The sequence below is a fragment of the Butyrivibrio proteoclasticus genome, from assembly GCF_900115735.1.
Taxonomy (GTDB): domain Bacteria; phylum Bacillota; class Clostridia; order Lachnospirales; family Lachnospiraceae; genus Butyrivibrio; species Butyrivibrio proteoclasticus_B.
On record NZ_FOXO01000010.1, the window covers coordinates 19,172 to 42,241 of the forward strand.

General features: G+C 38.8%; 19 protein-coding genes and 1 other annotated feature. Of the genes, 2 read left to right on the forward strand and 17 right to left on the reverse strand.

The window, feature by feature from the left end; genetic code table 11:
• From greA to BM146_RS07820, 10 genes are all read right to left on the reverse strand, one after another.
• Complete coding sequence (greA, locus tag BM146_RS07775) at positions 1 to 504, reverse strand: transcription elongation factor GreA (protein WP_074886861.1); 504 nt, start codon at positions 502 to 504, stop codon at positions 1 to 3.
• 81 nt (positions 505 to 585) lie between these two features.
• Positions 586 to 1,449 (reverse strand): class II fructose-1,6-bisphosphate aldolase, encoded by an 864-nt coding sequence (gene fba, locus BM146_RS07780; protein WP_074886865.1) that lies wholly within the window; start codon positions 1,447 to 1,449, stop codon positions 586 to 588.
• Positions 1,450 to 1,539: 90 nt separating this feature from the next.
• Positions 1,540 to 3,633 (reverse strand): alpha-glycosidase, encoded by a 2,094-nt coding sequence (locus BM146_RS07785; protein WP_074886868.1) that lies wholly within the window; start codon positions 3,631 to 3,633, stop codon positions 1,540 to 1,542.
• A gap of 212 nt (positions 3,634 to 3,845) precedes the next feature.
• Entirely contained in the window at positions 3,846 to 5,705 is a 1,860-nt protein-coding gene (gene ftsH / locus BM146_RS07790) for an ATP-dependent zinc metalloprotease FtsH (RefSeq protein WP_074886872.1), read from the reverse strand.
• Between the two features lie 24 nt (positions 5,706 to 5,729).
• A complete protein-coding gene (gene hpt / locus BM146_RS07795) occupies positions 5,730 to 6,254 on the reverse strand; it encodes a hypoxanthine phosphoribosyltransferase (protein WP_074886873.1) in 525 nt (174 codons plus the stop codon).
• Position 6,255: 1 nt separating this feature from the next.
• Entirely contained in the window at positions 6,256 to 7,674 is a 1,419-nt protein-coding gene (gene tilS / locus BM146_RS07800; RefSeq protein WP_074886876.1) for a tRNA lysidine(34) synthetase TilS, read from the reverse strand.
• Positions 7,675 to 7,746: 72 nt separating this feature from the next.
• Positions 7,747 to 8,058 carry an FtsB family cell division protein gene (locus BM146_RS07805; RefSeq protein WP_083413454.1) on the reverse strand — a complete coding sequence of 104 codons (312 nt, stop codon included), beginning with the start codon at positions 8,056 to 8,058 and terminating at the stop codon, positions 7,747 to 7,749.
• Positions 8,059 to 8,129: 71 nt separating this feature from the next.
• On the reverse strand, positions 8,130 to 8,369 hold the full coding sequence (locus BM146_RS07810) for an RNA-binding S4 domain-containing protein (protein WP_022772257.1): 240 nt from the start codon (positions 8,367 to 8,369) through the stop codon (positions 8,130 to 8,132).
• Positions 8,370 to 10,328, reverse strand: a complete 1,959-nt coding sequence (locus BM146_RS07815; RefSeq protein ID WP_074886882.1) for a PEGA domain-containing protein — start codon at positions 10,326 to 10,328, stop codon at positions 8,370 to 8,372.
• A 14-nt stretch (positions 10,329 to 10,342) separates the two neighbouring features.
• On the reverse strand, positions 10,343 to 11,686 hold the full coding sequence (locus BM146_RS07820) for a CCA tRNA nucleotidyltransferase (protein WP_074886886.1): 1,344 nt from the start codon (positions 11,684 to 11,686) through the stop codon (positions 10,343 to 10,345).
• Between the two features lie 96 nt (positions 11,687 to 11,782).
• Here BM146_RS07820 and BM146_RS07825 point away from each other — a divergent pair, with 96 nt between their 5' ends.
• Together BM146_RS07825 and BM146_RS07830 are read left to right on the forward strand one after the other, a co-directional pair.
• Positions 11,783 to 13,504 carry a GGDEF domain-containing protein gene (locus BM146_RS07825; protein ID WP_074886889.1) on the forward strand — a complete coding sequence of 574 codons (1,722 nt, stop codon included), beginning with the start codon at positions 11,783 to 11,785 and terminating at the stop codon, positions 13,502 to 13,504.
• Positions 13,497 to 15,179 carry a GGDEF domain-containing protein gene (locus BM146_RS07830; RefSeq protein ID WP_074886892.1) on the forward strand — a complete coding sequence of 561 codons (1,683 nt, stop codon included), beginning with the start codon at positions 13,497 to 13,499 and terminating at the stop codon, positions 15,177 to 15,179. Before BM146_RS07825 ends, BM146_RS07830 begins: the two co-directional genes overlap by 8 nt.
• A gap of 53 nt (positions 15,180 to 15,232) precedes the next feature.
• Here the strand turns inward: BM146_RS07830 and BM146_RS07835 are convergent, their stop codons facing one another.
• The 7 genes from BM146_RS07835 to BM146_RS07865 all read right to left on the reverse strand — a co-directional run bounded on the left by BM146_RS07835 (position 15,233) and on the right by BM146_RS07865 (position 23,023).
• Positions 15,233 to 16,237, reverse strand: coding sequence for a pectinesterase family protein (locus tag BM146_RS07835; RefSeq protein ID WP_074886895.1), 1,005 nt, complete (start codon positions 16,235 to 16,237; stop codon positions 15,233 to 15,235).
• A gap of 14 nt (positions 16,238 to 16,251) precedes the next feature.
• Positions 16,252 to 17,685 carry a proline--tRNA ligase gene (gene proS / locus BM146_RS07840; protein WP_074886900.1) on the reverse strand — a complete coding sequence of 478 codons (1,434 nt, stop codon included), beginning with the start codon at positions 17,683 to 17,685 and terminating at the stop codon, positions 16,252 to 16,254.
• A gap of 68 nt (positions 17,686 to 17,753) precedes the next feature.
• Positions 17,754 to 17,986: a binding site (T-box leader), on the reverse strand.
• 45 nt (positions 17,987 to 18,031) lie between these two features.
• A complete protein-coding gene (locus BM146_RS07845) occupies positions 18,032 to 19,054 on the reverse strand; it encodes a sugar kinase (RefSeq protein ID WP_074886903.1) in 1,023 nt (340 codons plus the stop codon).
• A gap of 780 nt (positions 19,055 to 19,834) precedes the next feature.
• Positions 19,835 to 20,254, reverse strand: a complete 420-nt coding sequence (locus tag BM146_RS07850) for a TFIIB-type zinc ribbon-containing protein (RefSeq protein WP_074886906.1) — start codon at positions 20,252 to 20,254, stop codon at positions 19,835 to 19,837.
• Between the two features lie 37 nt (positions 20,255 to 20,291).
• On the reverse strand, positions 20,292 to 20,540 hold the full coding sequence (locus tag BM146_RS07855) for a hypothetical protein (protein WP_074886909.1): 249 nt from the start codon (positions 20,538 to 20,540) through the stop codon (positions 20,292 to 20,294).
• Between the two features lie 23 nt (positions 20,541 to 20,563).
• Positions 20,564 to 21,976 (reverse strand): TFIIB-type zinc ribbon-containing protein, encoded by a 1,413-nt coding sequence (locus tag BM146_RS07860; RefSeq protein ID WP_143087450.1) that lies wholly within the window; start codon positions 21,974 to 21,976, stop codon positions 20,564 to 20,566.
• A gap of 3 nt (positions 21,977 to 21,979) precedes the next feature.
• Positions 21,980 to 23,023 (reverse strand): Fic family protein, encoded by a 1,044-nt coding sequence (locus BM146_RS07865; protein WP_074886915.1) that lies wholly within the window; start codon positions 23,021 to 23,023, stop codon positions 21,980 to 21,982.
• Positions 23,024 to 23,070: the final 47 nt, after the last annotated feature.

Genomic DNA, 23,070 nt, shown 5'->3' on the forward strand with positions numbered 1-23,070 from the left:
TTAAAAGTCCCTAATTCTATCCTCGTCTGTCAGTCCAGTATTTTCGATATTAATTATCGTTACACCGTAACTATAATCATCGCTTACTTTAATAGTAACATGGTCTCCTACTTTATGTCCAAGTAATTGTTTTCCAAGTGGGGACTCAACACTGATAAGTCCTTTTAAAGAATTCTGACGCATTGTTGTAACAATTTTGTACGTTTCCTCGGAACCATCATCGTCAATTTTTACTACAACCGTTTTGTTCATTCCAACTTGGTCATATTTAGTATTATCGTCAATTACTGTCGCAGTCTTAATCATTCTTTCCAAAAATCTTATACGACTTTCATTCTGGTTCTTGGCTTTTTTAGCTGCGTAATACTCAAAGTTCTCAGAAAGATCTCCCTGAGCTCTTGCCTCTTTTACATGTTCAAGCAGCTCTTTTCTCACAACGACTTTGCGATGTTCGATCTCTGCCTCCATATCCTCTATATCTTTTTTGGTCAATTCGTTATGCATTTTAATATATCCCCCTGATCTGGTGATTTATTGTAAGAAAAAAGCGAAGCCAAAGGGCTCCGCTTTTTAATAGTACTATTATCAAGCCTTTCCAACTGATCCGAAGAGCTCCATCTTTTCCTTAACTGTAGCCTTGATAGCTTCAGCACCAGGAGCAAGAAGCTTACGAGGGTCAAATCCCTTACCTTCAAGATCCTTACCTGCTTCAATATACTTACGTGTTGCATCAGCAAATGAAAGCTGGCACTCTGTATTTACGTTAATCTTTGATACACCAAGTGTAATAGCCTTCTTAATCATGTCTGCAGGAATTCCTGTACCGCCATGAAGAACGAGAGGCATAACACCTGTCTTCTGCTGAATAGCATCAAGAACGTCAAATCTGAGTCCTGGCCATCCTTCTGGATATTTACCGTGAATGTTACCGATACCAGCTGCAAGCATATCTACGCCAAGATCTGCGATTCTCTTGCACTCATCTGGATCAGCGCACTCGCCCATACCTACAACTCCATCTTCTTCTCCACCGATTGAACCAACTTCTGCTTCGATAGAAAGACCAAGCTGATGAGAAACGTTTACGAGCTCTGATGTCTTAGCAACGTTCTCTTCGATGTTATAGTGTGAGCCGTCAAACATGATTGATGTGAAGCCGGCTTTAATGCACTTATAGCATCCATCGTAAGTACCATGATCAAGGTGAAGTGCAACTGGAACTGTGATTCCAAGACTCTTATCCATAGCCTTAACCATAGCTGCAACTGTCTCAAAACCTGTCATGTATTTACCAGCACCCTCAGATACACCAAGGATTACAGGAGACTTCAGTTCTTCAGCTGTTAAAAGAACTGACTTTGTCCACTCCAGGTTGTTGATGTTAAACTGGCCAACTGCATAGTGACCTTCTTTTGCTTTTACAAGCATGTCTTTTGCGGATACTAACATTTTGTTTTTCTCCCTTTGTATATGTAGTAATTGATGGTTACTATCATTATATACTCGTTATTTTAAAAAATAAAGTTAAATAGTTCACAATCACCCGAAATCAAGTGTGTTGTCTGCCCAGAATTCTTCTGTGCTGATAGGTGCGTGGCTGTCATAGCGTAACACAAGTCCGGACAATCTTGAAAGTGTAATTGTAAGAATATTATTTTTTACTCTGATTCCGCCAATATCAGTTCTGAATCCGCTTCCATCGCTTAAGATGAGCTGATTTAAAGATGCATCGTTTGGAATTCCCAAAGCACTCACATCGATATCCTTGGTAACTTCAAATTCATTGTTGTTAATAAAAACTATAGTTGCTGCTTCTCTGTTAAAACGGGCAAAAGAAATAATATTATTATCCGCAAGCAGCTCCATTACAGAACCTGTTTTTAACTCACTGCATTCCTTATGGATCCTGATCATTTCCTTGTGGAAACGTATCATATCCATATCCTCTTTTCCCCAAGGATATGTTCTTCTGTTATCAGGGTCAGTAAATCCGCAGACTCCCGCTTCGTCGCCATAATAAATTGTAGGTGCTCCCGGCCAGGTCATCTGAACCATTACAGCCTCTCTCATCACAGGTTTTTTTATGCCTGTTTCTGCAGAAGATGACATAAGAGTGTCACATCTGCCAACTTTTTGACTTGTCCTTGTCAAAAACCTTGAATGATCATGATTTGACAGTTCATTCATGGCTGTATAAAGTGACGGCATACTAAAGTTTTCTCCGCCTTCATAAAGCATGGTGTCGAAGAACTCTCTGGAATTACCATATTTTAAAGGTCTAAACTCGTCGCTATGTTTCTCCATGCCTGTCAAAAACCAGGTTAATGGCTCCATGAAGGCATCGTAATTCATAACTGTATCCCATTCATCGCCCTGTAGCCAATCCTTGGCTTTTCCATAGTGCTCTGCCAGAATTATAGCTTCGGGATTGGCCTTTTTAACTTCCTCTCGAAATCTCTTAAAGAAATGATGATTATATTCCGGTGAATGACCAATATCAGCTGCCACATCAAGTCTCCATCCATCTGCATTATATGGCTCAGAAACCCATTTTCTGGCAATACCAAGGATATATTCCTCAAGGGCCTTGGATCCTTCATAATTCAACTTGGGAAGGGTATCATATCCCCACCAGCCGTCATAATTATTGTTGTATGGCCACTTTCCACCGGTAAAAGAAAAGTAGTCATGATACGGGCTGTTCTCAGAAATATATGCGCCGCAATTATATTCACTACTGCCTTCATAGATTCTGTCTTTATCCATCCACTTGTTAAATGAACCACAGTGGTTAAAAACACCATCCAAAATAACTCTTATGCCTCTTTGGTGAGCTTCACTCACCAGTTTAGCAAAGAGCATATCGCTCTCTTCAAGGTTCCTTTTACTTGTCACTCTCTTTATATATTTACTCGCATGAACATTCTCATGCTCGTTTTCATCAAGGAGATTTCCACCATCATCCACGATCTTTCCAAAATGGGGATCAATATGATCATAGTCCTGAGTATCATATTTGTGACATGAAGGGGATACAAACAAAGGATTGAAATAAATTACTTCAATTCCCAAATCTTTCAGGTAATCAAGCTTGTTCATAACTCCCTGAAGATCACCACCATAAAACTCTGCATAGTCTATTTTGGGATCAGGGTATTTTTCCCAGTCTTTTACCTGTACTGATCTGCTTCCATTGTAAATATACTCTCCTGAAAGAACATCATTACTGGTATCACCGTTACAAAATCTTTCAACAAATATCTGGTACATAACTGCACCTTTTGCCCATGCCGGTGTGGAAAAGCCCGGGAATATTTTAAAGAGCATACTCTCTTTAATCTGACTTACTGCTCCTCTTTTATCAAAAAAAATCTTTGTCCCATCTTTGCCATATATTTCAAAATAATAAGTGGCTGGTTTTTCACCGACACTAAAAGAAATATCGTAATAATCAAAATTCCCTTCTGACTCCGCATACTTCATGGCACGCTTTTCGTTGTTCCATATGATAAAGATATCTGCAACCTCTCCTTTACCACATCTGAATCTAAAGTCAGTTATTCTATTCTTATCAGGCTCAGCCGGCCTTAAATAGTCCATTGTCATATCATGGAATAATAGTTTTTTGTTCATAGGCAGTCCTAACTTTGTTATTAATGCAAAAAAGACAGCGGGTAGCTGTCTTTTTTAGAGAAGGTATTTCTTTCTTATGGGGTATAGCAAAAAACTATATAATGTATTGGGGGGTTACGCGTATTATACTAACACCCACACCCATTAGCGTAAAGACCAATACTCCACAAATATACTAAAAACAGCTCTTGGTTTTTGTGCATTTTGTATAATCAAATTTCCAACTCAATGTTTCCCGGAAGTGTCTTGCCTTCAAATAAAGCCTCAAACTCTTCTCTTCCAATCTTCTCTTTCTCGATAAGCAGTGCTGAACTTTGATGTAATACATCCTCATACTGAAGGATTATCTCTTTAGCCTTTGCATAGCACTTATCGATTATAGCCTTTACTTCTTTATCAATCTCACCGGCAACAAGTTCACTGTGATTTTTCTTGTGAGAAATATCATATCCAATGAATACGTCTTCCTCGTTCTCATCATAGTTAATTACGCCGATATTGCTTGACATACCATACTTGGTAACCATGCTTCTTGCTTCCTGTGTTGCTTTCCTGATGTCACTTGAAGCACCTGTTGTAATATCTCCAAATATGATTTCCTCAGCAATTCTTCCACCAAGAGAAACCATAATATCCTGAAGCATTTTCTTTTTAGAAAGGAACATATCATCATTTTCCGGAAGAGGCATTGTATACCCTGCTGCCCCAAGTCCAGTAGGGATGATTGAAATTGTATGAACAGGTCCCACATCAGGAAGAACATGGAAAAGAATTGCATGTCCTGTCTCGTGATATGCAGTAATCTTCTTTTCTTTTTCTGAAATGATCTTACTACGCTTTTCTGTTCCGATTCCTACTTTTGTAAATGATGAATTTATATCAGCCTGATTTATGAACTGTCGGTTTTCTGTAGCAGCCTTTATAGCAGACTCATTCAAGAGGTTTTCAAGATCAGCTCCTGTGAATCCTGCTGTTGTCTGTGCTACCTGCTTAAGGTTTACATCATCAGAAAGAGGCTTATTCTTGGCATGTACTTTAAGAATAGCTTCCCTCTCACCGATATCAGGTCTTGTAACAGTGATCTTTCTATCAAAACGACCTGGTCTCATAATTGCCGGATCAAGTATATCTACTCTGTTGGTGGCAGCCATTACAATAATTCCTTCATTTACTCCAAAGCCATCCATCTCTACCAGCATTTGGTTAAGTGTCTGCTCTCTTTCATCGTGGCCACCACCCATTCCTGTTCCTCGTCTTCTGGCCACAGCATCTATTTCATCGATAAAGATTATGCACGGAGCATTCTTTTTTGCTTCTGCAAAAAGATCTCTTACTCTTGAAGCACCTACACCAACGAACATCTCAACGAAATCTGAACCTGAAATTGTAAAGAATGGGACTCCTGCTTCACCGGCTACTGCTCTTGCAAGAAGAGTCTTACCTGTACCGGGTGCACCTTCAAGAAGAACACCTTTAGGGATTCTTGCCCCGACCTGTGTGAATTTTCCGGGCTCCTTTAAGAATTCAATGATTTCTGTAAGCTGTTCTTTTTCCTCTTTAAGGCCGGCAACATCATCAAGTTTTATCTTGTTGTCATCAGCACTCTGAAGCTTGGCACGACTCTTTCCAAAATTCATCATTCTGTTGTTTCCAGAGCCGGAAGCCTGCATATTGGTAAACATTGAGAATATAAAGACCATTAGAACCAGTCCTACAACAACTGGAATAATTCCGGTAATAAGGACATTTTCAGACGGCACATCTTTGACTTCATAGCTTATGCCATTATCTGCAACCAGCGTTTCAACAGCTGTCACATCCGTAGAATAAAAAGTAACGTCGTCAAGTCCGCCATTAAAGCTAACACGGATGGCACCTGTCGGTGTCTCTGTGTTAGGCATAATGACTACTCTTCTGACTGTTCCTGCCTGTATGTCTTCCTCTAACTGTGTTCTTGAATATGCTCCGGTATCTGATGACATGAATCCCTTCGCATACTCAACAAACACTATCATTATCAGTAAAACTATTACAATAGCAAAAATAGAATTATAACCCTTTGTGCGATTCAACTTCTGAATTCCCCCTTTTAGAAGTTAATTAAACTCAACCACTCCGATGTATGGCAGGTTTCTATATCTCTGATCATAGTCAAGGCCATAACCAACTACAAACTCATCAGGAATCTCAAAACCTGTGTAATCAACCTTAACATCAGTAACTCTGCGCTCTGGCTTATCAAGAAGTGTGCAAAGCTTAATGCTTGCCGGCTCTCTGTCGCCAAGCATCTTTATTAGATAAGAAAGTGTTCTTCCTGAATCAACAATGTCCTCAACAATAAGAACGTGTCTGTCCTTAAGTGGCTCATCAAGGTCCTTCACAATCTTAACAACGCCGCTTGACTTTGTTGAGCTTCCATAACTTGAAGCTGACATGAAGTCCATTGTAACAGGCACTGTAATTCTCTTTGCAAGCTCACACATAAAGAATACACCACCTTTTAAAACGCAGACAAGATGAACTGTCTGTCCCTGATAATCTCTACTGATTGCCTCTCCAAGCTCCTTAATACGCTTGTCTACCTCTTCTTCTGTAAGCAGTACGCGAACTGACTCAGCCACTTTAATTACCTCCATTATTTATAGCTATAGCTAGTATTTTTTTTGTTTTGTCACTAATCTTATAGGAACAACTTATTCTATATCCGGGGATCCATATGCAATGGTCTCCATCCGCCAGAATCCATATATTATCTCTTTCTATTGCAGGTATTTTTTCATCTGTCATGAACTTGGATAATTTCTTTTTCCTGATAGCGCCATTCTGCTCTATACAGATATAATCATCCGGCTTCCTGTGCCTAAAAATAGCTTCTTGTATTCTATCACAATCAAACCATTTAGTATATGTATCACTCGGAATAGATGTTTTTCCATTATACGACATTATGTCAATTGTTGCGACACCAAATCGAGGAATGTTTAGCTTTGTTTCATCGCCAAGTTCAAGTTTCTCTATAACTAGCTGATCATCCAAATTACAGCCATCACAATTTTCAATATTTTCCAAAAGGATTAGCTTATCGTAACTTCTGACTGCCCTGATATTGTATGGCAGATCAAGGCTTGCTGATCCATCAGTCTCTGAAATAAGTGTAAGCAGTGCATCCACATGCCTTGCTGTTATATCCTTTCTGTTTGGAGTGAGCTCCTCAAAGCATTTAAGAATAACGTACCTTTTAAGTATCTCTGGCTCAATATCCAGTTTTTTTAGATCAAGCACTATTTCTCTATTGTCTTTTTCAGATATATTATTAAATACTTTTTTGGCCTGGTCTCTGATATAGTCCTCAGCCATGGCAAAATCTTTTGTCGCCCTGTAAATGTGCTCAACTGCTGATCTATTAATTTCTTTTTCCACATAAGGAATGACTTTATTTCTAAGTTTATTTCTTGTGTGGATATTTTCAAGATTTGTGGCATCTGTGCAAAAAGAAATCTCTTTTTCCTTAAGGTAATACTCGATTTCATCTCTTGTCACACACAGCAAAGGCCTTATTATGTTATCTCTGACAGGCCTTATTCCTCCACCGCCGCGAAGTCCGCTCCCCCTGAAAATATTGTGGAGAAAGGTCTCCGCTGCATCGTTTTGGTGATGAGCTATGGCGATCTTGGCTGTGCCTTCGCTTTTCACTAATTGAGAAAAAAAGTCATAACGAACTATTCTTCCTGCTTCCTCTTCGGATAGCCTGCTATTCGCAGCAATCTGAGGAACATTTTCTTCTAAAAGATGATATCTGATTCCCCGCTCTTCACAAAATCTACGGGTAAACTCCGCATCCTCTCCTGCTTCTTCTCTAATCCCGTGATTAACATGGGCTGCGATAATTTCAATCTTCAGTATCTCTTTTAACGTAAAAAGAACTGTGATAAGGGCCGTCGAATCCGCGCCGCCGGAAAAACCAACGATTACCTTATCTCTAGCCATTACCATCTGGTTATCTCTTATAAAGTTAAGCACTTTGTTCTCAAAATTATTCATTCTTTTCTCAAATTAAAACGCAGACCCCTTACGAATCTACGTAACGATGTCTGCGCCTGTTTCAATAATTAATTATTTGCCTTCATTTCTAAAGATTATTTCTCCTGGATAAACAAGTCCAAGCTTGTCTTTAGCTGTATCTTCTATATATTTACGCGTCTGTGTATATCTCTCGAACTCCTGTATCTCTTCTGCTCTGGCATACTCTGCATCAATCTGCGCCTGGAGCTCCATCTCCCTCGCCTGATACTCGCCAGCTTTCTGCATAAGTCCAATACTCTTGATAGAAACTACGGTCACAAGAATAAGGACTACAAAACTAGCCCAGAGAATACCAACTCTGTTCTGAGAACGACGCCTCTTATAGCGTGCTCTGGTTGCCATATCGTACCCCCACATAGTGCGGAATCACATAAATTCTCTAAATACATTCTAATACACTAATAAATCGACTGTCAAATATAACGATACAGGTTTGTGACATCTTCTTTATGGATTGTTTCCTGAACATCAAGCACTTCTACGCTAACATCCTTGTTGCCGAAGTTGATTGTTATTTTGTCGCCGACCTTTACATCTACTGATGCTTTGGCGGGTTTTCCATTTATCTGTACTCTTCCGGCATCGCAGGCTTCATTTGCCACGGTGCGCCTTTTTATTAGTCTTGTTACTTTTAAATACTTATCTAGTCTCATTTAATTTACTCCTGATGCCTCACTAGCTGCGTCGCTGTTTTTTTCTGAATCATTTGTTGTTTTACCTGTACTTGAGGAATCACTCTGTGAACTGTCGATATGCTCTTTCTGAGCATCTGTTGTATTTGTTGTTCCTTCAGTCGAGGTTTCTTTTGTTGTTTCTCCTGTAGCTGTGCTCTTACTCTCTGATCCCTTATCGGAAGCAGGACTTGTTGCAGCGCTTGTTGCCCCTGAAGAACTGCCTGATGTACTTCCTGATGTGCTGGCCGAGCTACTTGAAGCTGAACTACTTTTTGAAGTCGAACTACTATTTGGAGCCGAACTGCTGCTTGAAGCCGAACTGCTGCTTGAAGCCGAACTGCTGCTTGGAGCCGAACTGCTACTTGAAGCCGAACTGCTGCTTGAAGCGGAACTGCTACTTGAAGCCGAACTACTGCTAGAAGCCGAACTACTTGCTGAACTGCTTGCAGAGGATGCTGCTGAGCTGCTCGCAGAGGAAGCAGATGAACTTGCAGAACTGCTACCGTCCCCCTTCTTTTTCACCATGTCAGCAAATCCATAAGATACGTTGTCTTCGCTCTTATCGATTTTGATCCTGTAACTTATTGTCTCATATCCGCTTCTTTTTAGTATAACTTCATGATTGCCGGATATTTTCTGAACTTTTGTAGGAATCACGCCCACATAATATCCATCAAAATAAATCTCTGCATCAACAGGTTTATCGAAATAGATATAGTATCCGTTAATAACCTTGTTTGAAGATTCACTGGAACTATTACTGCTAACAGTTGAAGCCCTGGTCGCTGCAGATTTCTTTGATATAAGCTCGCTGGCATTTGCCTTTTTTACAGCGAGACTTGATTGGGCTGTGCTGTTATGCGCAGTATTATTCACATTAGCATTGTTTATAGATAATGAAGTGGTTGAAGCTTCCTCACTATCAGAATCTTTTTCAAGTTCTATGCTTACAATGGACTTTGCAGTGCCAACTTTGAGGTATCTGTTCTGAGTGATATAGCCCTCAGCCATGATCTTCAGATTGTGATACCCATACTGAACAGTCTGAGGTATCCCGGTAAGAAGCTTTTGACCATCTACAAAAACTTCTGCATTTTCCGGAACTATCTCGAATGTCACAAGGCCTTCTTTGGGCTTGTCTATGGTTATATCACTAGTATCAACTACAGTTTCCTGGTTCCTGGATATATTTACTTCAGACTGGTAATTGGCACCATTTCCCAAAATCTGCAGGTTGTACTGTCCTTCCGGTGCACTAAGCAGCATATTAGGAGATATTTTGTGTATCACCTCATTATCAAGCTCAATCCATGCGCCAACAAGGCTTTGCTCTTCAACTTTATCTGAAGAGAGACTAACATATCCATGCCCACTGGTTACTACAACGCTATATATTTCACGACCTATTCCTGATACCTTTACTCTATCCGTGGAAAGAATGTTTTCTGCAATGGCAAGTTCTCCATCTGCGATCACAAGGGTCTTGTTATCTATTCTATAGATCTCATCTTTAATACGGGCTGTACCGTCATTTCTTACAAGCTCATGATCTTTGGTGCTGTCCATCACCCATGCATCTTTAGAAACATTAAGCGTAGTGATGTGCTTGGTACTCTTTAAAAAAGTAACGTCTACGATTTCTCCAACTTCCAGCATCTGAGCCGAAAGAACTGTTCCTCTGGCATCAAACATCATGCTGGTATTGTCATAATCAAGCGTATATGTCTTTCCGGTCGTATGATTCCTTAGACGTATCTGTTTCTTTTCAGTGTCTATGGATCTTATTGCCGCAGTATCTGCAGAATCATATTTGCCCACCATTGATACGGCTACTTTATTTGTAGCAACAGACTGTACACTTGTTGATGAAGACATCATAACTGCTACTGCCATACATAAAGCTATACCTATTCTGACTGTACATCCAAAGTTTCTCATGATCTACCCCTCATTTATTCTGATCCTTCAAGAAAACTTTTTAGGCGCTCCGGCTCTAACAAATAGTCCTTGCTGTTATGTTCGGGATTGTCGAGAACATCTTCCAACATTGCCTTAAGTACTGCTCCTATGGCCTTTCCCTGGGAAACTCCCACCTCAATAAGGTCTTTTCCGTTAACAGCAAGATCCTTAATATTTATCGGTTCTTTTTTTGCTAATATTTCTTTGTAGATATTATAAGTATCATCTATGAGTTTAAGCTTTTCTTCTCTGTAAAGCTCACTCTGAGCGAGTGTATCCGCATATCTGACTTCAATAAACAGTGGAAAATCATCTCCAATCCTGTTCATGGCTCTTCTGACGTTTCTCGGTGTAGCAGGAAATCTATCGTCATGGTATTTTATCAGATTGCAGGTCCTATCCATAGTATCACGGTCAAACTTAAGCCTTCTAAAAATATCTTTTGCGATAGATACTCCTGCATCTGCATGTCCTTTAAAATGCGTAATACCGTCATCATCTATACTTATTGTAGCAGATTTTCCCATATCATGCATCAGCATTGTAAGCCTGAGTATTCTATCGGCACGCACATTCTGCACAGACTTCATGATATGCTCTCCCACGCTATACATATGATGCGGGTTATTCTGCGGCGTTTCCATGCACCTGTCAAATTCAGGCAGGATTACTTTTGTAATTCCAAGTTCATAGGCTGTCAAAAGCCTTTCCGGATGATCTGATAAAAGAAGTTTTACAAGCTCTGTCTGAATTCGCTCTGCACTGATATTTTTAAGTGTATGGGCCAACTCAGAAATAGCCTCTTGGGTTTCATTCTCTATGGAGTAATTAAGCTGTGCCGCAAATCTCACAGCTCTCATAATCCTAAGAGCATCTTCTGAAAATCTTTCTTTTGGATTTCCAACACATCGAATAAGGCCTTTTTTAATATCCTCCATTCCTCCGAAGCGGTCTATTATGCCTTCCTCTTCATTGTATGCCATAGCATTGATAGTTAAATCTCTTCTTTTCATGTCCTCAGTAAGGTTCTTGGTAAAAGTCACTTCACTTGGATGTCTGGAATCCTCATATTTTCCATCTATTCTGTATGTTGTCACCTCATAGCCCTCTTTTCCAACCATGATGGTGACTGTACCATGCTCAATTCCTGTGTCTATGGTCCTTTTAAATAACTTTTTTGTATCCTGAGGAAGCGCATTGGTTGTAATATCCCAGTCCCCCGGAACTCTGCCCAATATACTGTCTCTTACACAGCCTCCAACCGCATACGCTTCAAAACCGGCCTCATGAAGCCTGTCCAATATCATTTTTACATTATCAGGTAATTTGATCTTCATACCTTCATAATAGCTTAATATGCACAAATTGTGAATAATTCGCTGGGATTTTTCGACGGTTGGTTATATACTTGTCTTATATCAAGAGGACACAAAATGAAGTACAAATATGACCGTAAACTATTCGTTGCCGCAGCTTTTGCCCTTCTATTTGCCATGCTTATCCTCATGGGGTCTTTTTCCAATATTGAAACTCCCTTTATTAATTCTATTATTGATCTTAATGATAACTGGCAAATTTCGTTAAATGGCAACGTATTTGATTCACATAATCCATCCAAGACAAATATTGGCGTAATAAATGAGGGTGATGTTGTTGAACTGACAACTATTTTACCCTCTATTACTGATTACGCAGATCCTTGTCTTTCTTTTTATGCAATCCACTCACTTATTGAGGTCAGTATAGATGATGAAGTAATCTATTCCTTTGGACATGAAGCCTATGAAGATGGCAGAACTGTCCCCAAGACCCACAGTGCTATTCCATTAAAAAGAGAGTACAGCGGTAAAACTTTAAAAATATCTCTAACAGGTGCAAAGGCTTCTGCATTTTCAGGTTTATCTTCATTTTACATAGGCGAAAGAAAAGACACTTTTGTCGGTGGTATCATTGTGAATAGACTTAGTATTTTATCAGGTCTTTTCCTAATCTCTCTTGGTTTTTTACTTATTATTCTTTCACCTTATCTTTTGTTTTACCACAATAATGACACCAGGCTTGTCTTTAGCGGATTTATTTCCCTTTTGCTGGGATTTTATATTATGTCCTATTACGGCCTCATAGACCTTCTGATTGGGAATCCGACTATAAACACTATTTGTGAATATGTCTCACTTTACAATATCCCGACCTGTATATTGGGCTATTTAATGTCGGTCTTTTCGGGTAAAAAGAAACAGCTTTTCCGCTGCATGTTTATCACAAACCTGACTTTATTCTTCATAATAATTATTCTTCACATTTCACAGGCTGTTCGTTTTACTGACTTTACGATGCCTCTGCACACTTTAGCAGCCATCGAAAGCTTTATTGCTATGTACCTTATAGCCAAAAATCTTATCAATAAAAAAGCCTCTTCAGATAAAAAGTTTCTTTTGTCTGACTCCATATTCCTATTAGGGTTGTCAATCTTCATGATTGCCTCCCTGGTAGATATTGTGAACTACAACTATAACAAGTACTTTTCTGCTGCTGGTGAGACCAATTCTAATATAACCATAACAACAATAGGTGCTCTGATCTTTGTGTCTTGTCTTCTTATCAGTTATCTTTACTACAATATTTACAGCAGTAATTTTGAAACCATGCAAAGTCATATCGTCAATCTTGCTTACACCGATGCTCTGACAGGTCTGGCCAACAGAGCTCGTTGTGAGCAGGTAATGGCAATTCTTTCAGCGGACCGCGGTACTTATACTATCGTGAGTCTCGACCTAAACAAGCTAAAGCAGATAAATGATACTCTTGGCCACCATGAAGGGGACCGACTTATCGTCGGTTTTGCAACTATTCTCTCCGAGTGCTTCTGGGATGCCAATCTTATAGGAAGAATGGGCGGAGACGAGTTCATCGTTGTAATGACTGACGAACACGCGCTCAATTGTACAAAGAGAATTCATGAACTTTACAATATAATCGCCGAGTGGAACAGTAAAGAACAGTCCTTCCAATACAGCACTTCTTATGGATATGCTTATAGCTATGAAGTTCCGAACGGACTCGCCAGCGAGGTATATATGCTTGCTGACTCCAGAATGTATGAAATGAAAAAAGAACACAGAAATGACAACCGAAAGGAGGTAGAAAATGCGTAAACTTCTATCCTTTTTGGGACTCGCAATTGCAATACTGGTACTGATTACAGTCTTCTCACTCCAGTTTTTCAAGATCACTCCCCAATCAAAAATAGAAACTCTTGAAAACGGCTGGGTCGTAATGTACAGGGGGCAGCGCTATATCAACACTAACCTTGAACGTCTTAGTGACCAGATTGGATACACTTTTTCAAGAGGTGACATTATTACTCTTAACATGAACAAACCTCTTCAGGATCTGGAATGTAATTTTCCTTATCTTTTTTTCAAGACTCAGTTCTGTGCTTACGAAGTTTTTCTTAATGATGAGCTTATTGAAGCTACAGACCTGGATGCACTTGATTCCAACAGGTTTGTCGGCACGGGCTACAACATGGTTCCCCTCGGAGAAGACTATGTTGGAAAAAAAATATGCATTAAGCTCTATGTTACAGAAAACAGCACACGAGTGGATATGGTAAGTCCCTCAATAGGAAGCTTTGATGATCTGGCAAGGCAGCTTATGTATGATGCTTTGTTCCCGTTGTTTACCGGAGTTTTTCTGATTCTTTTTGGACAGGTATTTTTAGTTATTTCTCTTACCTTTTACCTCAGAACTTCCGGTGTAAAAGTGCAGATCATCAGCTCTATAATCTGCGTATTGTTGGGTTTTTGGATTATTACTGCCTTTGACGTATCCGGTTTTATGATAAATAAATCCGCAGCGACACTTATATCTTACGGCTCGATTTACCTCATAATACCTTGTATCTATCTTTTGCTTAACGAGCTGCACAAGCGGCAGGATAATACAATACTTAAAATAATGGGCTTTTCAACCCTTGGCTTCTCCGTGTTGTTTATTCTCCTTCATATACTGGGACTGGTACATATAAACCACTTTATCTATCCATATTATATACTGTCCTTTGCCGGGATACTGATTTTTCTTTATTATGTTTGGTCAGACATTCGCAGCCGCAAAAGAAATGCCTCTGTAAACATCATAATGCTTGGGTTATTTGTCCTTAGTATGTGCCTTGTTTTATATGTTGGAATTGCACTTTCCATGAAACTTGTTGATTACAGGCAGAGTTTTTTGGCAACTATCTCGATCCCGACAGGTTCGATATTCTTTGTGATTACGCAGCTCCTTAACTACTTTATTTTCATGACTCATTCTTTTGCTCAGAGAAAAGAATATGCTTCTCTTTCGCAGATTGCTTTTGAGGACACCCTTACAGGCCTCTTTAACCGAGTTAAAAGTGATGAAAAAATGGCTGAACTGGACAAAACTGGTGATGATTTCTGTTTGATAAGTCTTGATCTTAATGGGCTTAAAGAGGTAAATGACAACGCAGGCCACCCTGCAGGAGACAGACTTTTAAAGTCTTTTGCCAATGCTCTTTATACAACATTTAATTCTATAGGAACCTGCTACAGAATTGGCGGCGATGAATTTCTTGTTATTACAAGTACTACAGATAAGGCAACCATAGATTCACTTCTTCAACAGCTTGATAAGAAACTGTTAGATCTCGATGAAAGCGATCCTGAGATCAACCACAGTGTCTCCTATGGCTATGCCTTCCGTTCAGAGACTTCAGAAAATGAAGCCCACGCGGCATTCATGCTTGCCGACAAGAAAATGTACGATTATAAAAGAAAGTATTATTCTCATATGATGAAAAGATAAAAAATAAGCATACAAGATCAGCCTAATCCTGTATGCTCATTTTTACTTATAGATCAATTAAACAGTTTTACAATCTGGTCTGCCTTATTCCTAAGGTCTTTGTATTTATCACTGTCTATATCCATTATCCAGCTATTTTTCCGGGATAAAGAGATCTCGCTGTCATCTGCAATATCTCTGGAATTGTACTCTCCGTATGTTACTGCCAGCTCATCTTTAGTGATGCCACCCCAGCCTGAAAAACGCTCAGGAGCAACTGTCTTATCCATCTTGCAGTCAAGAAATACTGTCTTCGCCTCATCTCTCCAGGGTCTTCCAAGAAATACTGAAGCTTCATCGCAGCCATCTTCACCTTTTACAGTGCAGTTCCTGAATACAAAGCCAAGATCATCCTTACTTCCACAGGCTGCTGTGATATAACCATTTATGAATCTTTCGCCCTTGTCTTCACCATGAGGCTGAAGCTTTCTGTTATTGCACTGAATGAAGCAGTCATCAAATACTGCATCCGCTCCGCCAAAAATAAAGTCCACATCACCGTAGATCTCACAGTTTTTGTAATACTGTTTTGTCTTTTTTCTGGGATTTAAAACTCTTGGTCCCATAAAGCCATTTTTTTGTCTCTCAGTAAGTGGAAGCGGCGCGCAGAACAGTGTATCCTGGCAACCAGTCATCTTCACATTTTCAAAATAACACTCATCTGCATCGGCATAAACAGCAAGTGCCTGACCATGTGTATAACCATCTCCAACAGTGTTCTTTATGGTCATGTTTTTTACAACAACTCTTTTGCCTCCAAAAAAGGCTGTTGCTGTGCGGAATGTACCACGCTTGGAGCCATCTTCCATCTCTTCAAAGGCACCATCGTCAAACTCAATGATTGTCTTATCAATGCCTTCTCCGATGAAAGTTATATCTGACTTTTCACAGAAAATCTTTTCCCTGAATGTTCCCTCTCCAATGCGTATTACATTCTTCTCTTCATATGTTGCTGCCTGTATAGCCTCTGTAATAGTAGAATAATCTCCACCCTGTTTTTTTACGCTTATTTCCAGCATAGTTTCTCCCCGGATTAATATGCTCTTCCCCAATAAACCATCTTTGTAGCAGGTTTTCCACAAACCACGCAGGTTTCTGAAAGTTTTTCCTGCTCAAATGGGATACAACGGCTGGTTACGTTATAATCTTCTTTGATCTTATCCTCACACTCGCGGCATCCACACCACATAGCTTTTACAAAGCCCTTTGTCTCTTTGAAGGCTTCCTCAAACTCTTCTTTGTTGTGTGCAGCAAATGTGTGTGCCTCAAGGTGCTTTTTAGCTCTGTCGAACATATCCTTCTGGATCTGATCAAGGAGCTCGCCTACCTTTGCAGGTACATCGCTTATAGCACATTCGATCTTTTCTCTTGTGTCACGACGAACAAGTACGCACTTTCCAGCTTCAAGATCCTTTGGTCCGATCTCGATACGAACCGGGATACCTCTCATCTCCTGCTCAGAGAACTTGTAACCGGGAGTTCTGTCTGTATCGTCTGTCTTTACTCTGAATGCTGAAAGGCTCTTTGCGATATCGTAAGCTGCATCTAAAACGCCTTCCTTCTTCTGCTGAATAGGAATAACAACAACCTGGATTGGAGCGATCTTAGGAGGTACTACAAGTCCTGAGTTGTCTCCGTGAACCATGATCATAGCTCCGATTGTACGTGTTGTAAGTCCCCATGATGTCTGGTTTACATAATGAAGCTGGTTATCTTTTCCTGCATACTGGATTCCAAATGCCTTGGCAAATCCATCACCGAAGTTATGGCTTGTAGCACTCTGAAGCGCTCTGCCATCATGCATAAGAGCCTCTACTGTATATGTAGCCTCAGCTCCTGCAAACTTCTCTTTATCAGTCTTCTGACCCTTGATAACAGGAATAGCCATATCGTTCTCAAGGAAATCAGCGTATACATTAAGCATCTGCTGTGTACGCTCTTCAGCCTCTTCGAATGTTGCGTGAGCTGTGTGTCCTTCCTGCCAGAGGAACTCTCTGCTTCTAAGGAAAGGTCTTGTCTCTTTTTCCCAACGAACAACGCTGCACCACTGGTTTAATACCTGTGGAAGGTCTTTATATGAATGAATCTCTCCCTTGTAATAGTCACAGAAAAGAGTTTCTGATGTAGGTCTTACACAGTATCTCTCTGCAAGTGGCTCAAGTCCGCCATGTGTAACCCATGCTACTTCAGGAGCGAATCCTTCAACGTGATCCTTCTCCTTCTGAAGAAGTGACTCAGGAATGAACATTGGAAGGTATGCATTCTGAACTCCTGTCTCCTTAAATCTTGCATCAAGGTGTTTCTGAATAAGCTCCCAGATTGCGTATCCTGCAGGCTTGATTACCATGCATCCTTTAATGTTGGAATAGCTGACCAGGTCAGCCTTGATACATACGTCTGTGTACCATTGTGTGAAATCCTCATCCATAGATGTGATCTCAGCTACAAGTTTCTTGTTGTCTGCCATTTTTCTTTCTCCTTTTAATCTATGAAGTGGATACGAAAAATAATGAAAAAAGCCTTCGCATCCCTATAAACAGGGACCGAAGGCTAGTCGGCGGTACCACCCTATTTAAATCTGCATCCAATTAGCAGATTTCACTTCATTGACACCCTTAACGCGGGAAACGCTGTGTTTACGCACCATCGCAAAAATGTTTTCACACAGGACTCCAAGGCAGGTTCACTTAGCTATCGTAAGAGCTCGCACCAACCGCTCTCTCTCTGAAACGCTTTGCTAAACTACTATTCCTCTTCAACGTCTATAAATATGTTTAAAAATGATTTTATTAAGATTTAACTTCATTGTCAAGTTATCTGTTAAGCTCACTTGTAGGACCAACTGCTTTATGATTCTTGATAATACTGTCAATTTCTCTAAGGTCACTTGCAGGCAGATCTCCGGGAATTGTGTTCTTTACACTGGATGTAGCATTGCCGTATTCAAGGGCTTTTTCTACATCATCGTACTTAAGAAGTCCATAGAGAACACCTGATACATATGCATCACCTGAACCAATTCTGTCGATAACGTCGATGTCCTTATAAGGCTGCTCTGTGTAGAACTTATCCTTTCGTGCATCGTATATTGTAGAAGTAAAGTTATGTTTTCTAGGACTGATTACTTCTCTCTGAGTTGTGCATACTACCTTAACAGGATACTCAGTTGTGTAGCTCTTCATGATGTCTGCAAGGTCGCCATCTTTTTGCATCATTCGGCGTGATGTCTCCTCAGAAACAAAGAGAATATCTACATATGGCAATATGTGCTTAATGGCTGCTCTTGCCTCTTCCTCGCTCCAAAGATTAGCTCTGTAATTGCAGTCAAAAGAAACTAGGGCTCCGCCTTTTTTAAATCTCTTAATAAGTTCTGTTGTAACCTCGCATGTGTTCTTATTAAGCGCAAGTGTAATTCCACTGGTGTGGAACATTCTTGTTGATGTATAAACATCCTCAGGGATCTCTTCTAAAGAGATCTTTGTCATAGAAGAATTCTTTCTGTCATATACAATAGAAGGCTTACGTGGTGCTGCGCCATTCTCATAGTAGTAGATTCCAAGTCTGGCATCATCTGATTCATCATAGATAAGATAGTCATCAGAAACACCCTCAAATCTAATCCTGTTCTTGATGAATGTTCCCAGCGCATTCTGTGGAAGTTTGGAAATAACGCCGGTACGAAGTCCCAAGAGAGCAACTCCGGAAGCAACATTAAGCTCTGAGCCACCGGCTCTTTTATCAAAAACATCGCCTCTTGTCATTCTCTCATAATTAGGCGGTGATAATCTAAGCATTATCTCGCCAAGTGTTATCAGATCAAAATTTTTTTCTCCCATATCAAATGCCCTCCTTACTATATTTTAAATCATAAATCGTGAGCGCCGAAAATGAAAGTGCTTACATCTTGTAAATCTTGCAAATACTGAATGTTTGGAGTCGTTCATTTTTTCCACTTTTTGTATCATGTAAGCACTTACATAGCATGCAATATTAATGTATCATTGCATCATCAGCTGAGAGCTGATACTTAATAAGCCGATTTACGTTCGCCATAACGTATTTCCTTTATAAAAACCTCTAACACAAAAAGAAGACTGTCCCCAACAGTCTTCTTTTACATTGTATAAAACTATACTTTCTTGCGAGTGGCATAAAATCCAGAAGCGCCCATACCTTCGGATAGATCTCGGAGTATTCGCAAAGACACAGTAAATATAAAATAATGCGCCCTGTTTTCTTTCATGCTTATTCAGAACAGAAAACAGGGCTTTTATTTTATATTAACTGTCTCTATTGCTCATACTAAATCGCTCTATCCAAAGGTATGGGCACTTGTGGATTTATGGTTTACTACACATATAAAGACCTTCCTTTGTTCGCTGATGAAGGTCCTGTACCTCTTTTTCCGCCTGATCATAGCATGATAACATTCTCCTTTCGAAAAATTTGTTACCATGCATAAATAAACTCGCACTCAAACTCGGGATTATTTGAAAATATCCGCAAAACAAAATAATATCTTCAAAAAAACTTGTAACTCAAAGAAAATATCATTGATATCGCATATGAAAAATGTTTATATCAGTAAAAATATTCATGTGTATTACAATATTATCTTATTTTTTACTATTTGGATATGAAATCGTTCCTAGTGACCAAAACATAGCAATCATTATTATAGAAAAAACTGCAATAGCCACACCTCTTGTAAAGCTTTCCCTTCCAAAAGTATGATACAACATAATCACTCCAATAATAACCGCAATAATAGCGATAGCAATAATGGCTGCTATTATCAAAATCATTTTAAATTTTCTTTTCTGCATTCTTTCTCTATACTCAAATTCTTTGATTTTATTTTCTGCTTCCAAAATCTTAGCTTCATCTCTGTTAATAATTGTTTTTTGAATTTTAATACTATTATTAGAGTTCTTTCTTACTTGAGTACCGCAATGACTGCAAAAACAAAAATCCTGGTCTTCACTAAAGTGCAATTGTGCTCCACACTCTGGACATTTCATTGATTCTAAACTCATAATTCACATAGTCTCCCATATTTTATTGTGATTATTTTTATAGGTACCATCCACCTTCACTGTGTTTTGGATAACCTATTTCCTTATTTTTCCAATCAATTTTACTAATTTCATCATCAATCATGTCGACTACGCGACGTGCTGCTCTTCCTTTTGCAGGATCCACATCACCTCTAACAGATATCGGGCTTATTATCTCTCTTATTTCATTTAATTCTTCTCTAGAAAAACTCGAGATTTTCTTTTTATCAAAATTCAAAATCTGCTCTGCACTATACGTTCTCATATTTCTTTCTCACCTCACAACTATTATCTGTCTTTTTCAATAAGTTTCTGCGGTATAACTAAGTATGTGTCAGCATCTGACCAATCCTCTATAGTTGATAGTTTTGTTCCATATTCTTCTTGGCCGAATATTGCCAACACTCCTCTTAAATCTTTTACAATATAGTTAGTTCCATCAAATGTGACATTACATACTCCATCATTTATTACCGCTTGAGATGCTCCGCTGCACGGCCTTAACTTAATATCATAACCATGCCAGGTATTTTCATCTGATGGGATCCACTCTCCTTTTGAAACTATGTTAAAATAGAACTCACAGTTGGTATCTGAATAACTATGTAGTTTACTTATATCAACAGTACTGCCATCTGCTGTGAAAATATCAGCAGAAAATGCGTTTGTAACTGCAACAACAAACGCTCTCAAAGCCATCTCTTTATCAAAAGATACGTCCATATCTTCCGCTGGTTCTTGTGTGGTTTCCTTCTCCGAAGCCTCTACACCAACTTCATCATTTATCTGAAATGAAGAAATAATCTTTTCATAGTCACTATAATAGTCATATTCTGAGTTATCGGTCTGTCCCAATACCACAGAGACCCAGTTATTATCCTTTATAGAGGGGAAAATGAACACCCAGCCAATTCCAGGGATATCATTAGGAGACATTTTATATTTTAAAAGATAACCTTCTGTTCCTCCAAATTTCTTTATAGATCCCTCTATAAACTCTCCCCCAGAAACAGATGTCAAAAATGATTCTGCATACTCCTTTGCATTTTCTTCATCTTTAAACCAATCCAGATCAACGGTTTCATTATCAGCAATCGAGTTGCATTGTAACATAACCACTTTACCGTCTGTTTCTGCATATGCACTATACCTGTCACTTTCAGCTATATTAGTTTTGTAATATAAAGGGACATAAAAATCATATATTCCAACGTGCTGTTTCTGATTTGTTGATGTTACAAAACCATCTTTTGATTTTTTATTCGTTTCATTTATGTTGTTTTCAGTCACAGATGTAGCTGCATTTTCATTGATTTCTTTGTCTATTGATTCCGTACTTTTATCTCCAAAAAGAAATGAAAAAATAAAACAAAATACAGCTATTCCCGCTAATATCAATATTGCCCTATTGCTATCATGTCTTTGACGGATTTTTTCGCGTTCTTTTGCTTCTTCTTTTCTTCTTAATTCATCCTGTCTTCGTTCACCAACTTTGTTAAGATAAGAAAATGCAGCCTCTGTTAATCCAGGCTTATCTTTTTCTATAAAATATTCAGCACCGCAATATTGGCAAAATGCTCTTTCCTGACCCTCATGTATTTGAATCTCAGCGCCACAATTTGCACATTTATCAATTTTTTTAATATTCACCCCTACAATCTCCCTTAAAAAAATTATTATCATGTTAGTTTTTAATTGCATTCATTACCTTTTCTTCATGTATCTAGCATTTCTATAACTTCCGATTTTCTCGATTTTTTCATCCTTTAGCATTTTATTAAGAACAAGTTCTATTGTTTTAACACTGACATCTGGGAGCTTTCCTTCGATATCTGCTTTGGATATCGGTACAACTGCACCCATCAAGACAGCTTCAACTCTCTCTGATTTTTTTGCCTTTTTAAGCGAAATATCCATAAATGATTCATCAAGCTCTTTAAAACATTTATATAGTATCTGAAGAAAATTGACTATGAAAGGTGTATAATCATTTTTATTATCATGCCAACCGTCAGATGATTGCTCAAGCGCAGCATAATAGCTTTCTTTATATTCATTTATCTGATTTTCTACAGAAATATATTTTCCTATATCATATCCCGCTATATATAGCATAAGTACTGTCAGAAGTCGCGACACTCTTCCATTTCCATCAAGAAATGGGTGTATACATAAGAAATCCACTATAAAACAAGGTATCAAAAACAAAACTGGTATTTCCATGTCCTGTCTAGCGTCATAATAAGCAAGAAGTAATTGTTCTATTGCCTGTTCTGTCTCATTTGCTTTTACTGGATTAAATCTTACCCTTCTGCTTCCGTCTGGCATATACTCCATAATCAGATTATCTCTAGATTTAAAGTTCCCTGCTTCGATAGGATTAACGTTTTCTTCCATCATTCTATGGAACATAAGAATAACATCTCTAGAAACATCGAGATTTTTGTTTTCAGTATGAATAAGATTCAATGCGTCTTTATACCCTAAGATTTCTTTTTCATCATGAGTAACAGGTGTTGCACCTTCAATCAGATCCTTTATTCTTTCTTCTGTAGTAACGATACCTTCAATTTCATTACTACCTATTACAGATTCAATTATTGCCTTTTTTCTGAGTTCTTCAAAAGCCTGTTCATACTGCATTTTTCGTATCTGATTTTTCGCATTAAGATCCGAAATTATGCCTATAGTACCGACTATATTTCCAGGTATACCTTTTTTTAAAAATGAATAGTCAAATTTCCTCATATTTGTTTCCCTTTTTATTTACTTCCTAAAGTTTACAATTTTTTGGG

Coding starts and splice junctions, on each gene's coding strand:
- BM146_RS07860 (WP_143087450.1), bottom strand. CDS start 21,976: ATGCAATTAAAAACTAACATGATAATAATTTTTTTAAGGGAGATTGTA.
- BM146_RS07830 (WP_074886892.1), top strand. CDS start 13,497: ATGCGTAAACTTCTATCCTTTTTGGGACTCGCAATTGCAATACTGGTA.
- BM146_RS07820 (WP_074886886.1), bottom strand. CDS start 11,686: ATGAAGATCAAATTACCTGATAATGTAAAAATGATATTGGACAGGCTT.
- greA (WP_074886861.1), bottom strand. CDS start 504: ATGCATAACGAATTGACCAAAAAAGATATAGAGGATATGGAGGCAGAG.
- BM146_RS07855 (WP_074886909.1), bottom strand. CDS start 20,540: ATGAGAACGTATAGTGCAGAGCAGATTTTGAATTTTGATAAAAAGAAA.
- BM146_RS07845 (WP_074886903.1), bottom strand. CDS start 19,054: ATGGGAGAAAAAAATTTTGATCTGATAACACTTGGCGAGATAATGCTT.
- BM146_RS07815 (WP_074886882.1), bottom strand. CDS start 10,328: ATGAGAAACTTTGGATGTACAGTCAGAATAGGTATAGCTTTATGTATG.
- BM146_RS07810 (WP_022772257.1), bottom strand. CDS start 8,369: ATGAGACTAGATAAGTATTTAAAAGTAACAAGACTAATAAAAAGGCGC.
- BM146_RS07785 (WP_074886868.1), bottom strand. CDS start 3,633: ATGAACAAAAAACTATTATTCCATGATATGACAATGGACTATTTAAGG.
- BM146_RS07865 (WP_074886915.1), bottom strand. CDS start 23,023: ATGAGGAAATTTGACTATTCATTTTTAAAAAAAGGTATACCTGGAAAT.
- tilS (WP_074886876.1), bottom strand. CDS start 7,674: ATGAATAATTTTGAGAACAAAGTGCTTAACTTTATAAGAGATAACCAG.
- fba (WP_074886865.1), bottom strand. CDS start 1,449: ATGTTAGTATCCGCAAAAGACATGCTTGTAAAAGCAAAAGAAGGTCAC.
- proS (WP_074886900.1), bottom strand. CDS start 17,685: ATGGCAGACAACAAGAAACTTGTAGCTGAGATCACATCTATGGATGAG.
- BM146_RS07850 (WP_074886906.1), bottom strand. CDS start 20,254: ATGAGTTTAGAATCAATGAAATGTCCAGAGTGTGGAGCACAATTGCAC.
- BM146_RS07825 (WP_074886889.1), top strand. CDS start 11,783: ATGAAGTACAAATATGACCGTAAACTATTCGTTGCCGCAGCTTTTGCC.
- BM146_RS07805 (WP_083413454.1), bottom strand. CDS start 8,058: ATGGCAACCAGAGCACGCTATAAGAGGCGTCGTTCTCAGAACAGAGTT.
- BM146_RS07835 (WP_074886895.1), bottom strand. CDS start 16,237: ATGCTGGAAATAAGCGTAAAAAAACAGGGTGGAGATTATTCTACTATT.